This window comes from Streptomyces sp. NPDC002845 (assembly GCF_053591955.1).
This window is the reverse complement of the sequence record NZ_JBSFUU010000050.1, coordinates 41244-53862: the sequence shown is the minus strand read 5'-3', so window position 1 is coordinate 53862 and position 12619 is coordinate 41244. Positions and strand designations below refer to the sequence as shown.

General features: G+C 68.6%; 9 protein-coding genes and 3 pseudogenes. 6 read left to right on the top strand and 6 right to left on the bottom strand.

Annotation, left to right across the window (positions count from 1 at the left end; translation table 11 throughout):
• Positions 1-20: 20 nt before the first annotated feature.
• On the top strand, positions 21-392 hold the full coding sequence (locus ACWD3C_RS30860) for a hypothetical protein (RefSeq protein WP_451149450.1): 372 nt from the start codon (positions 21-23) through the stop codon (positions 390-392).
• A gap of 455 nt (positions 393-847) precedes the next feature.
• Here the strand turns inward: ACWD3C_RS30860 and ACWD3C_RS30855 are convergent, their stop codons facing one another.
• Together ACWD3C_RS30855 and ACWD3C_RS30850 are read right to left on the bottom strand one after the other, a co-directional pair.
• Positions 848-1009 (bottom strand): hypothetical protein, encoded by a 162-nt coding sequence (locus tag ACWD3C_RS30855; protein ID WP_451149449.1) that lies wholly within the window; start codon positions 1007-1009, stop codon positions 848-850.
• 141 nt (positions 1010-1150) lie between these two features.
• Positions 1151-1711 (bottom strand): annotated as a pseudogene (locus ACWD3C_RS30850) (helix-turn-helix transcriptional regulator); the annotation flags it as partial.
• 198 nt (positions 1712-1909) lie between these two features.
• Here ACWD3C_RS30850 and ACWD3C_RS30845 point away from each other — a divergent pair.
• The 3 genes and pseudogenes from ACWD3C_RS30845 to ACWD3C_RS30835 form a co-directional block, all read left to right on the top strand.
• Positions 1910-3595, top strand: coding sequence for a membrane-associated oxidoreductase (locus ACWD3C_RS30845; RefSeq protein ID WP_451149448.1), 1686 nt, complete (start codon positions 1910-1912; stop codon positions 3593-3595).
• Between the two features lie 610 nt (positions 3596-4205).
• Positions 4206-4628: pseudogene (locus ACWD3C_RS30840) on the top strand (DUF317 domain-containing protein); the annotation flags it as partial.
• Positions 4629-4787: 159 nt separating this feature from the next.
• A pseudogene (locus ACWD3C_RS30835) lies at positions 4788-4984 on the top strand (aminotransferase); the annotation flags it as partial.
• A 327-nt stretch (positions 4985-5311) separates the two neighbouring features.
• On the opposite strand, the gene ACWD3C_RS30830 reads toward ACWD3C_RS30835, so the two are convergent.
• From ACWD3C_RS30830 to ACWD3C_RS30820, 3 genes are all read right to left on the bottom strand, one after another.
• Complete coding sequence (locus ACWD3C_RS30830) at positions 5312-5836, bottom strand: YbjN domain-containing protein (protein WP_451149447.1); 525 nt, start codon at positions 5834-5836, stop codon at positions 5312-5314.
• A 102-nt stretch (positions 5837-5938) separates the two neighbouring features.
• Positions 5939-8545: an ATP-dependent chaperone ClpB gene (gene clpB / locus ACWD3C_RS30825; protein WP_451149446.1), complete on the bottom strand. Its 2607-nt coding sequence runs from the start codon at positions 8543-8545 to the stop codon at positions 5939-5941.
• 332 nt (positions 8546-8877) lie between these two features.
• Complete coding sequence (locus ACWD3C_RS30820) at positions 8878-9213, bottom strand: hypothetical protein (RefSeq protein WP_451149445.1); 336 nt, start codon at positions 9211-9213, stop codon at positions 8878-8880.
• 343 nt (positions 9214-9556) lie between these two features.
• On the opposite strand from ACWD3C_RS30820, the gene ACWD3C_RS30815 reads away from it, so the two are divergent.
• Positions 9557-10549 carry a helix-turn-helix transcriptional regulator gene (locus tag ACWD3C_RS30815; protein WP_451149444.1) on the top strand — a complete coding sequence of 331 codons (993 nt, stop codon included), beginning with the start codon at positions 9557-9559 and terminating at the stop codon, positions 10547-10549.
• Positions 10546-11547 (top strand): LuxR C-terminal-related transcriptional regulator, encoded by a 1002-nt coding sequence (locus ACWD3C_RS30810; RefSeq protein WP_451149443.1) that lies wholly within the window; start codon positions 10546-10548, stop codon positions 11545-11547. Before ACWD3C_RS30815 ends, ACWD3C_RS30810 begins: the two co-directional genes overlap by 4 nt.
• On the opposite strand, the gene ACWD3C_RS30805 is transcribed toward ACWD3C_RS30810, so the two are convergent.
• Positions 11501-12556, bottom strand: a complete 1056-nt coding sequence (locus ACWD3C_RS30805) for a LuxR C-terminal-related transcriptional regulator (protein ID WP_451149442.1) — start codon at positions 12554-12556, stop codon at positions 11501-11503. The two genes, ACWD3C_RS30810 and ACWD3C_RS30805, sit on opposite strands and share 47 nt — an antisense overlap.
• Positions 12557-12619: the final 63 nt, after the last annotated feature.

Below are 12619 nucleotides of genomic sequence, written 5' to 3'. Positions count from 1 at the left end.
CGGACCGAAGGAGGCGGAAAATGCCCACCACCCTTACTGCCGGCCGATGCGTGGCTGTCTTCATCAGCCTGGGAACATTCGTCAATCTGCTCGTGAGCGACGTGGAGAGCGCCTTCGTCGCCCCGGACGCGCTGGTGAGCGTCGCACTGGCCGCCGGTGCGGGACTGCCGGCGGAACGCGCGGTGCCGACGCTCGCATCCGCGTTCGGACTGGCGTCCGGCGTGTTCACGGTGGCCGCGTTCTCCTATTTCGTCCGGAGCGAGGTTGGAGTCGGGGTCCTCCTATTCGCGCTGATCTGCATGGTCATGACCGTGATCTTCTCCTGGCGCATCGGCCTGCCCGCCCAGAGCAAAGCCCTCGCCCAACGACCCACCGCTCACTCCCACCCATGAGCACGCGAGCCGCCGCCATCACCATCCGGTCACCCGGCCAGGCGAGCGACCTGGAACCGTCAGCCGCGCGTCCCGCCCTCAACGATCACCAGAAACCGCCAACTGGCAGTTACGGTCCGGAGTCATCGCGCACCCAAGCCTGAATTTGCGCATTCGCTGCGCATCGAGCGCCGACAATGCGCAGCGAGTCGTGGTCTACACAACGACTGTGGGATCTCATGCCCTTTGACATCTCGGAGGACTGTGGCCTGCGCGTTGTCGCGGTGTCTCACGCCCGTGGCCACGTTCCTGTCTCAGGAGCGTGGCCATTTCCTCATTTCCCCCGGCAGTTGGCCCGGGGAGAGCGTGGAGGTCAATGGCCGCCGGTGAGTTCGCCGCTGAGCGTGTGATGGAGGAGGGCGTGTATCCGAAGGCCCGGGCGCTCCCGTCCGAGGCACGGACGGGAGCGCCCTCGCCTACGAGGTGCAGTCGTAGATCGGATAGACCGTCCCGGACACGCGTGAGCTGCCCCAGGCCCCGTCCATGCCGCTCCATTGGTACCGGTAGAGGTTCAGTTCGTCCGTGCGGACGGACGTGGTGCACTCGCCTCCGGTCAGACCGCCGGTGACCTTGACCACCCGCACCTCATTCACCACCGTCCGCCAGTCAGGACGGAGTTGCTCCCTCCTCACCGTCGCACGTGCAGACGGGCACTGAGGCTGTTGAGCCGGGTTTTGACACGGATCCGCGTAGAAACCGGTCATTGGGGAGCGCCAGTCTCAGGATGAGTCTCCGTAGCGGGTGGCAATCGCGGCGGCGCGGTTGCGTAGGGAGGTGCGCAGCGACTGCGGGGCCAGGGCTTCCGCGTCCGTGCTGAGCTGCCACAGTACCCATTCGGCGTGTCGGGAATCTTGGAAGGTCACCTTCAGCCGCAGCCAGCCGTCTGCGTCGGGTTCTTCTGCGCGGACGGCCAGCGCGGTGTCCAGCAGGTCCTCCCGCCGCGCCGGGTTCACCCGTACCAGCACGGTGATGTGGTCGCCGCCGGAGAGAAACTGCGCGGAGCGTTCCCGCCAGATCCGGTCCAGATCGACCCGGTTTGGTCGCTGTGCCGTTTCGGGGAGTTCCTCGGCGGCCAACACCCGCGACAGCCGGTAGGTGCGGTCCGCGCCAGATCTCGTGGCCAGCAAGTAGCCCCGGTCCCGTACGGTGACCAGGCCGATCGGGTCCACCGTGCGCCACTGTGGTGTCTGGCCTGTGGCCGCGTAGTGGATGCGCAGCTTGTGTCCGGCGAGCACCGCGCGCCTGACCTCAATCATTGTGGTGTCGGGTACCTCCTCAGTTGTCCTGTCGAAGTGCATCTGTCAGATGGCAAGCCGCTGACCTGATGGGGTGGCACGTTGATTGAGAACACCGGGCCTCAGTGTTCTCAACTGACATGGCTTTCGCGGAATCGTGCTGATGGACGGAACAGCTCTGTTGATCGTGGTGAACCCGTAGACCCGTTGACAAGGACCGGCCCGCGTGGCCACAGTCGCGCGATGGAGATCGACGAGCTGACCCCGGCCGAGCTGCGGGTCTGGCAGGCGTTTCCGTGCGGGACCGAGGTCAACTTCCGTACGACCCCCGACGAGGAAACCACGGCCGGGAATACCTGGGGACCCGAACGCACCCTGCGCGCCGAGGTGTTGCGCACCCTGCTGCTCAACGGGCCTCGCACGGCGGGCGAGACCGCCGTCCTCAAGGTGGCGGGCGCCCGGATCACGGGCCGGCTCGACCTCCAGTACGCGGCCGTCGACTGCCCCGTCCACCTGTGGGCCTGCTACTTCGAGGAAGAAGTCGACCTGTACGGCGCCCAGTTACGCCGACTCAGCCTCGGCGTCTCCGTCCTGCCGTCGCTGCATGCCACGGCGCTCAGACTCGACGACTCACTGCGCTTGACGCTGTGCCGGGTGCGCGGTCCCGTACGCCTGGCCGGGGCGCGGATCACGGGGGCACTGTTCCTGGACCGTGCCCGCATCGGCGAACCGGCTCAGGGGGCCGACGCGACCTCCGCGCCGCTGCCCGACGACGCCTCCGTCCCGCCCATCCCATCTGTCCCGAACCGGCGTCGCGAGGACGTCGTGCAGCTCAACGGCGCCGTGATCGAGGACCATCTCTCGGCACGCGGCCTGACCGTGCACGGCACGCTCCGCCTGTACGGCGCGAGCATCGCGGGCGCCCTCGACCTCGACGAGGCGCAGCTCGACTGCCCCGCGGGCGTGGCCCTGCGCGGCACTGGCCTGGCGGTCGGCTCCGACCTCAATGCCCGGTACCTGACGGCGAACGGCGAACTCTGCCTCAAGGGAGCGACGATCGCGGGCACGCTCGGCCTCAGCGACTCGCGGCTCGACAACCCCACTGACACCACCCTGCACGCCTCGACGCTCAGCGTCGGCGCGGATCTGCACGCGATGCGGCTCGTCTCGAACGGCCGGATCAATCTGCGCGGTGCCCGCATACCAGGCCAGCTCAATTTTGCCTACGCAACTCTCTCCCACCCGGGCGGTGTCGCTCTGCGAGCCAGCAGCCTGGTCGCCGGTGAACTCTGGTTCCGCGAGGCCCGGCCCATCCAGGGCATGGTCTCACTGCGCCGCTCCCAACTGGATCTGCTCCACATCGCCCCGGAGACCTGGCCCGACGAGGTCCGGCTCGACGGCCTGACCTACACCACACTCGCCCCGCACGAGCTGGCCGAACGCCGACTGGCGCTGCTGCGGCGGGACAGAGACGGCCACGTCCCGTTCTCGTACGAACAACTCACCGCCGCCTACCGCCGCATCGGCGACGACGGCGCGGCCCGCACGGTCCAACTCGCCAAACAGCGCCGGCACCGCGCAACTCTGCCGCCCTACGCCCGCCTGTGGGGCCACGTCCAGGACGCCACGGTCGGCTACGGCTTCCGCCCCGTCCGCGCGGCCTCCTGGCTGTTCTCACTCCTGCTGATCGGCACACTCGCCTACACGGCCGAGCGCCCCCGCGCCCTGAAACCGGACGAGGCCCCGCCCTTCAACGCGCTCTTCTACACACTCGACCTTCTGCTGCCGATCATCGACTTCGGCCAGGAACATGCCTATACGCCGACCAGCACGGGACTCCAGTCGCTGGCCTACGCCCTGATCATCACGGGCTGGGTCCTCGCGACGACGATCGCGGCGGGCGTCACCCGCACGATCAGCCGCCAATGACGAGGAACGGCCGCGACTTACGCCGCGGCCGGCCGATCGACCTTGGGCCCGGTTCGGGCTCCGGCGCGAGGTTCACCAGGCTGCGGTGCGGCCTCGCCGCCGGGGAGCAGCTCTCGGCCAGGAAGATGTGGAACTACCGAAGCGAGCAACCTTCTGCCAGCTCGGCTCTACATGCCGAAAGCGACCGTGGCAGGTGCAGTGGGAACGAGACCAACGAAGTGAGACAAAACCCACAAACGAAGCAAACGCTGCGCCCAGCGCGTGACGCGATGAGAACCCGACAGCGTGAACGAGAACGAGTGAGAATCCGACAGCTTCAATGCGACAGGACAGCATCCCCGCCGGATGTGCGCTCGACGACGCCGAGCAAGGCTACGTCGTGGAAGCGATCTGCCGATGGATCGTGGGGCAGCATGGAGGGTCCGTCTTACGTGTGGCTCACTCCAACGAGTGAACACGCCGACCAGCCAGTCTCAGGCCCGTGGCCGATCGGCCACTAGCCGTGAGATTCGGCCAGGCGATTTGAGATCCCACAACGACAGCGGAGATCTCAGTTCGCCGGGGGCAGACAGGAAAGATCCGGCAATGACTGGTGCACTGCTGCAGGGGCATGTCAACGTACAACGCCCTGACGGAAACCCTTCCCCCTGAGCCCACGGAGGCGCCCCTGCACCCGCACCACCCCAGCGAACCCTCCCATCCCGACTCGCCGGGTCCGGTGTACTGGGTCACCCCGCGCCATCTGGCGGGTGACGACGGCGCACTCGTCGAACGGATCGGTGACACCCTGGCCGGCCTCGGCTGGCGCATGTGGCCTACCTCCCGCCACACCCTGCTGTACGTCAGCCCGGATGAGCTGCGCGGCGCCGAATGGATCCTCGCGGCCTACCCGTTCGAACTGGGCGGTCTCCCGGTTGCCTGGCAGCTGAGCGCCCGCCCGCATGCCACCTCCGCGATGCCGGCGTGGAACGCGTACTTCACCGCCGGCGTCCCGTACGAGGCGCTCGCCGATCTCCTCGTTGCGATCGACGCCCGCGAGGCGCCCGACGTCGGCTTCGAGGGGCCAGAGACAGTCCTCAACGCGCTCAGCGGCCGGGGCTGGATCCGCGACGTGGACCGCCCCCGCACCACCGCCACGGACCCTGGGTTCTCCTGCAGCGTCTCCTTGGAGATGCTGCCGCCGCTCATCCAGGACGCCGACCCGCTAGGCGAGACCGACGGCTTCGCATTCTGCCGCGCCCTGCCGGAACGGGCGGGTGTCGTCGCGATCCCGAACGCCGTGTTCTACGACCACCGGGGGGGGTGGGGGCGCCGTTTGTGCGGTTTGCGTTCTGCAAGCGGACGGAGGTGCTCCAGGAGGCGGCGAAGAGGCTGCGGGCGGCGTTCTAGGCGCCTGCTGTGGTGGGGGTGGGTCGGGGCCGTGCCGGTGTGTCCGCCCGTCGCGTGTGGACATACGGCTCGGGGGTCGCAGGAGACGGGTTCGTCGAGCCCTCTGTAGGCGACGGGCGTTGACACACCGGCACGGCCCCTCCCGCGCGTGGGCGGCTTTCACACCGTGGGGGCCTGTGCGAGAACGCCTGCGCGCGGCTCTCCCGCCGTCGGGGCCTGCGCGCGGACCACCACCGGTACCGGTCCGCGTACGGCAAGAGCCCGGCCCGGCACGCGACCGTGTAGGGGTCGGTGTCCTGGCCGGGCTCTGGCGTGGGCCCTGGCTGGTTACTCTTCCTCGGGCTTGTCCGCCTCGTCGATCTCCTCCGTCAGGCCCAGCTGCTCGACGAGCCACTTGTCGAACTCGATGGCGGCGCGGACCCAGCTGACCGTGGACGAGACGAAGTGCTCCAGGCTGACGCCGGTGCCGATCAGCAGTTGGGCCTCACCGATGAGACGGACGGTGCCGTCGTCGTGGGTGTGGCTGTAGACCTTGGGCCACAGGGTCCGCCGGTTCCAGTCGTCGATCGTTTCGAGCAGCCGCGGCTTCTCGTCGATCTTGTGGGGCCGGTCGTAGAACGTCCGCACCGAGAAGACCTGCTGGTCACCCTCGCCGCGGAACATGAAGTACGTACGGAACTGCTCCCACGGCGCCGCGAGGTCACCCTCGTCGTCGACGACGTACTTCAGCTCCATCTGGTCCAGGAGCTGCTTCACGAGGTCCTGATCCGGGACCACGGGGCCTGCCGGCTGCTGAGGCTTCGGCTGTGGCTGGCCCCCGAAGCTCGGAATCGAGGACGGGTCGATGCTCACCGTGATTTTCCCTTCGTACGGATTCCGCCATCCTCCCCCATGCGGGGCGGGGGGTGGCAACCCCTGCCCCGTACGGTTGGCCCGTCCTTGGCGGAATTCAGCTCAGAGCGTCTTTCCGGTGGACGGTCCGACGATCAATCCGTCCCCGAACACCGCCACCCTGACCGTGTCCCCGTCCTTGACCTCCCCGGCCAGGATCTCCTTGGCGAGGCGGTCGCCAATGGCGGTCTGGACGAGGCGGCGCAGGGGGCGGGCGCCGTACGCCGGGTCGTTGCCCTCGTCGGCGAGCCAGGCCAGGGCCTCGGGGGTGATCTCCAGGGTGAGGCGGCGCTCGGCGAGCCGCTTGGCGAGGCCGTCGATCTGGAGCCGGGCGATCCGGGCCAGCTCGTCCTTGGCCAGCGCCGAGAAGACGACCAGGTCGTCGAGGCGGTTGAGGAACTCGGGCTTGAAGGAGGTGCGGACCACCTCAAGGACCTGTTCCCGCTTCTCCGCCTCACTGGTCAGCGGCTCGACCAGGTACTGGCTGCCCAGGTTCGAGGTCAGGATCAGGATGGTGTTGCGGAAGTCGACCGTACGGCCCTGTCCATCGGTGAGGCGGCCGTCGTCGAGCACCTGGAGGAGGATGTCGAAGACCTCGGGGTGCGCCTTCTCGACTTCGTCGAGGAGTACGACGCTGTACGGGCGGCGCCGCACCGCTTCCGTGAGCTGGCCGCCCTCCTCGTAGCCGACGTAGCCGGGAGGCGCGCCGACCAGCCTGGCGACGCTGTGCTTCTCGCTGTACTCCGACATGTCGATACGGACCATGGCCCGCTCGTCGTCGAAGAGGAAGTCGGCGAGGGCCTTGGCGAGTTCGGTCTTGCCGACGCCGGTGGGGCCGAGGAAGAGGAAGGAGCCGGTCGGGCGGTCCGGGTCGGCGATACCGGCACGGCTGCGGCGTACGGCATCCGACACCGCGCGCACGGCCTCGGTCTGGCCGATGAGCCGGCGGCCGATCTCGTCCTCCATGCGCAGCAGCTTCTGCGTCTCGCCCTCCAGCAGGCGTCCGGCCGGGATGCCGGTCCAGGAGGCGACGACGTCCGCGATGTCGTCGGAGCCGACCTCCTCCTTGACCATGGTGTCCTTGGCGACCTCCTCCTCGGCCTCGCTGGCGGCCTCCAAGTCCCGCTCCAGGGAGGGGATCTCGCCGTACAGCAGCTTGGAGGCGGTGTCGAAGTCGCCGTCGCGCTGGGCGCGTTCGGCCTGTCCGCGGAGTTCGTCGAGCTTCTCCTTCAGCTCGCCGACGCGGTTGAGGGACTGCTTCTCCTTCTCCCAGCGGGCGGTCAGGCCCCGCAACTCCTCTTCCTTGTCGGCGAGATCACGGCGCAGCTTGTCGAGGCGCTCGCGGGAGGCGGCGTCCGTCTCCTTGCTCAGCGCCAGTTCCTCCATGCGGAGGCGGTCGACGGCGCGCTGGAGTTCGTCGATCTCGACGGGGGACGAGTCGATCTCCATACGGAGGCGGGAGGCCGCCTCGTCGACGAGGTCGATGGCCTTGTCGGGGAGGAAGCGGGAGGTGATGTAGCGGTCCGAGAGGGTGGCCGCCGCGACCAGCGCGGCGTCGGCGATCTGAACCTTGTGGTGGGCCTCGTACCGCCCCTTGAGCCCGCGCAGGATGGCGATCGAGTCCTCGACGCTCGGCTCGGCGACCAGCACCTGCTGGAAGCGCCGCTCCAGCGCCGGGTCCTTCTCGACCCGCTCGCGGTACTCGTCGAGGGTGGTTGCGCCGACCATGCGCAGCTCACCGCGGGCGAGCATCGGCTTGAGCATGTTGCCCGCGTCCATCGCCGAGTCACCGCCCGCGCCGGCGCCGACCACGGTGTGCAGCTCGTCGATGAAGGTGACGATCTGCCCGTCGGAGTCCTTGATCTCGGCCAGGACCGTCTTCAGCCGCTCCTCGAACTCACCGCGGTACTTGGCCCCGGCCACCATCGCCCCGAGGTCGAGCGCGACGAGCCGCTTGTCCTTGAGGGACTCGGGCACGTCACCTTTGACGATCCGCTGCGCGAGCCCTTCGACGACGGCGGTCTTGCCTACGCCGGGCTCACCGATGAGGACGGGGTTGTTCTTCGTACGGCGGGACAGCACCTGCACGACCCGCCGGATCTCCTGGTCCCGCCCGATGACCGGGTCGAGCTTGCCCTCGCGGGCGGCGGCGGTGAAGTCGGTACCGAACTTCTCCAGGGCCTTGTACTGACCCTCCGGGTCGGCCGTCGTCACCCTGCGTCCACCCCTCGCCTTCTGGAAGGCATCCAGCAGCTTCTTCGCACCGGCCCCCTGCTGGGAAAGCATCTCACCCGCCTGGCCGCCCTTCGCGGCGATGCCGATGAGGAGGTGCTCGGTGGAGAGGTACTCGTCCCCGAGGTCCCTGGCCTTCGCCTGCGCGTCGGCGATCGCGGCGAGAAGCTCGCGGTTGGGCTGGGGCGGCGCCACGGTGGAGCCGGTCACGCTGGGCAGACCGGCGAGGATGCGCTCGGCGCCGGCGCGTACGGCCGCCTGGTCGGCGTCGACGGCGGCCAGCAGGTCGGTGATGTTCTCGTTTGCCTGTCGGCCTCGCCCCTGGAGCAGAGCCAGGAGCAGGTGAGCGGGGGTAAGGTCCGGGTGCCCCTCCGACACGGCGTGGTTACTGGCCGCGTTGATCGCGTCCCGGCTCCTGTTGGTCAGCTCGGCGTCCACGTGTCCGTTCTCCTCCTTGCGTCAGCCGTCTCACCGTACGTCCGTCCCCCGTACTGACTCAGCCAGCGTACACAAAGTTGAGTCTATTCCACTCAAGGCGATGGGCACACGAGTTGGGCAGCACGAGTTGGCAGCACGGATTGGGCACGGGACGGCTTGCGTAAGAAGTTCGCAATAAACACGCGGGCACGCGACTGAATCCAGCCGGTACTGATACCGGCGGATATCTAGAGATTTCACGCAAAACTGCAGCGGCGTCACCGTGTTCAGGTCACGGTGACGCCGCTGCGGGGGGAAGCGCCTGCGCGATCTACAACGACGGGGGAATCGCGTCAGGCACTGCGGGGGGTGGCTGTGATGGTCGGTACGTCCGGGGCCTCCGGTTCGGCTAGCCGGTGGTCACGCTGATCGAGGTTCACAAAGATCATTCCGTACCGTACGGCGCACCGCACGGGCTGCGGCGCGCCGCGCGGGCGCCGCAGACACCGGTACGCCCGGACATCCTCGTCCTCGTCCCGGGTGACCACCACCGGCTCTCCGAACACGGTCACCATCAACGAGTCACCGCTGTGGGGGATGGCGGTGACCAGGTCGATGAAGTGCCAGCCGGAGCGGTAGGCGGTGGCCATTTCTCGGCGGAAGGAGCGGTCGTCGGGTGGAGTGGTCATCTCAGTCAGCCCCAGGTACTGTCATCTGTCCCTGCCGGTGTCACCGGCCCCCAGCTACTGTCGTCCGCCGCAGCGGCAACCACCACGTTCGGGCCCCAACTGCTGTCTGCCTGAGCCCCACCCTTCGCTTCGGAGAGGCCGCTCAGCGCGCCGAAGGTCACAACGGCGGAGAAGGCAGCGACAAGCACCGAGCGAAGCATTCTCTTGCGCATAGTCGGCTTCGTCCTCACTTGAAGGTCACCTCTTCCCCCGTCGGATACGACGATGGCTTATTCGGGCACGTCATGGCCACACAATCGGTGCATCATGTTCCTGCACGTTCAGGACCCTGGGGGGTGGAGATTTGGAAACGAATCGGACCAAAGCGACACATCCCCATGAGGTGACGGACCTGTGCGAGGAGGGTGGCCGCCTGTACGCGAACGCTCTGCGCACGGGACGGATAGCCCGTGCGGACGTGGAGTCCACCCCCTGCCTGATAGAGCTCGCGCTCCTGCACCCGGACCCTGATGACGCGAAGTGGCTGCGCCCGGTTCCCCCGTCGGTCGCCCTGGCGCAGCGACTCAATCCCATAGAACGCGAGATCAGCGAGCGCAGACGCCTCTCGATCGAACTGGCGGACACCTTCGAGCCGTTCATGACCCTCAGCGCCCAGACGGCGGCGCCCACTCACTCGATCACGGTGCTGGAGGGCTTCGACCGCATCAACGCGGCTCTCGACCTGGCCACGGCACAGTGCGAGTCCGAGATGCTCACGGTGCAACCGGGGGGCCGCCGCCTCGAACACACCCTCGTCCAAGGACTGGAGCGTGACAGACCTCTGATCGAACGTGGTGTACGCATCCGTACTCTTTACCAGCACACGGCACGCTACAGCCCCGAGACGCTGGCCTACGTGGCCCACTTCTCCGACGGCAAGGTGGAGTACCGCACCATCGACGAACTCGTCGAGCGTCTCATCATCTGTGACGAATCCGTGGCCTTCATCCCCACCCGCGACGACCGACAGATCGCCCTGGAACTGCGTCACCCGGGCGTCGTCCGCTACCTGATCAAGGTCTTCGAGTTCATGTGGGCCCGCGCGGTCCCGTTGAGCACCGGCGCCCCCTACGAAACCGCCCCCGACGGCATCACGGACATCCAGCACTCCATAGCGAAGCTCTTGGTCGAGGGCCATGTCGACGAGGCCATAGCCCGCCGCCTAGGCATGAACGTCCGCACCTGCCGGGCCCACATCGCCAAGCTCGCCACGGCCCTGGGCAGCGGCAGCCGCGCCCAACTCGGCTACCTCATCGCCGAGTCCGGAATTCTCAAGCAGCACGGAGCCGACCAGTGACCGCGGCATCGCATCCGGATCACGGCGTCGAGGAACTGTGTTCAGCCGGAGCGAAGCTGTACGAACGGGCCTTGCGCGAAGGGCATGTGCCCAGCGAGGACGTCGACAAAGCCCCTTGCCTCGTCGCTTTCGGGCTGCTGCACCCGGCCGTGGAGGACCTGAGCCGCCTGGAGCCCGTCGCCCCGGCCGCCGTACTCCATCGGCTGCTGCGGAATGTCGAGGACCGCATAGCCGACGAGCGGCGGCGAGAGGAACGCTTGGCCGCCGCGTTCGAGCCCCTCATGCACATCGACGGCCGCCGTACGGCGGCGGAGTCGAGCACACCGGCCCTGAGAGTCCTCAGCAGTTCGGAGCGGATCAACCAGGCCATCACGGAGGCCATGGCGGAAGCGACCCGGGAAGTCCTCTGCATCCAGCCCCACACCGGCCATACCGGCCGACGCAGCGAGGTGGCGCAGGCCCGTGCCCTGAGCCGCGACCAGGACCTGCTGAACCGTGGCGGCCGCATCCGTACCCTCTACCAGCACACGCTCCGCCACGCGCCGTCCGTCCTCGCCCGCTACGAACGGCTGAGGGGCGAGGCAGAGGCACGCTCGCTCGACGAGATCACCGACCGGCTCATCGTCGTGGACTCCACGCTCGCCTTCATTCCCGCCGACAAGGACGGCTCCCTCGCCCTGGAAGTCCGTCACCCGGCGCTCATCGACTTCTTCGTCACCACCTTCGACCGCCTCTGGCGCCTGGCCACGCCCATGTACCCGGAATCCGTCCCGCGCCCGTCCCTCAACGGCATCACACCCCGCCAGCGCGCCATCGCCGCCCTCCTCGTCGAGGGCCACACTGACACTGCAATTGCGGACCGCCTGGGCATGAACGTCCGCACCGCCCGCGTCCACATCGCCAAGCTCGCGGCGACGCTGGGCAGCGAGAGCCGGGCCCAGCTCGGCTACCTCATCGGCCGGTCGGGGATTCTGGAACAGCCGGACGAGGGGCAGTGAGGGGCTGGAGGTCTGCTGTACGGGGCGTCCCGTCCAGGCCGGCCTGAGCGATCCGCACCCCCAACTGCGTACGGCTCGCCGCCCCCAACGTCTCCGACAGCCGGGCGATATGCGCCCGGCACGTCCGCACGCTGATCCCCAGCCGCTCCGCGACCACCGCGTCCTGGTGTCCCTCGGCGAGCAGCGCGGCGATGGACCGCTCCCGGTGGGTGATGCCCTCGATGCCGGTCGACGGGAGCGGAGCGGTCAGCGGAATTCCCAGGCGCCACAACCGCTCGAAGACCGTCACGAGGTACTCCACCAGCGCGGGGTGGCGGACCTCCAGGGCCATCGTGCGGTCGGCGTTGGCGGGGATGAAGGCGACGGTCCGGTCGAAGACGATCAGGCGCTCGACGACCTCGTCCAGGGTGCGGGCCTCAGCGGCGTCGCCCATGAGCTCCATGTAGGTGTGCAGGCCCTGGCCGTGCCGGGCCACATGCGTGTACAGGTCCCGCATCCGCACGCCCCGCCGCCGCATCTCCAGCGCGCGGTGCAGGCCCTCGGAGAGTTCGTCCTCCCTGCGGATGCCGCCGGGCTGGACGGTGAGCACCTCGGTGGTGCAGGCCTCGGTGGCCTCGTCCATGGCGGCGCGGATACGTGCGAGCCCGTCGAGCACCCGGATCGCCGTACTCGCAGCGCTCTCCGCAGGTGCCTGCACCCGCCCGCCGCCGAGCCCCGCGTACCGCTCCACGGCCGCGACCGCCGCCCCCACCCGGGCCTGGCTGGCGCTGACCTCCTCGTGAACGCCGCGCAGTAGCCGGGTCATAACCTCCTGGGGAGCGGTGGGCACCAACCATCCCATGTCGTCCGGGTCGGGGTGCAGCAGGGCCAGCTCGACCAGGCAGGGCACGGTCTCCGCGTCGTCCCGCGGCACGCGCCCACGCCGTACGGCCCGGGAGTACACGCGGTCCCCTGCCTCGCACAGTCGGTCGGCACCGTGCGGGTGTTCGTCCGTCCCGTGCCCGGCCATCACCCTCCGCCCCCGGTTCCAGCCCCTTCGCAGCGCAACTATGCGCGGCCGCCCCCACCTCCG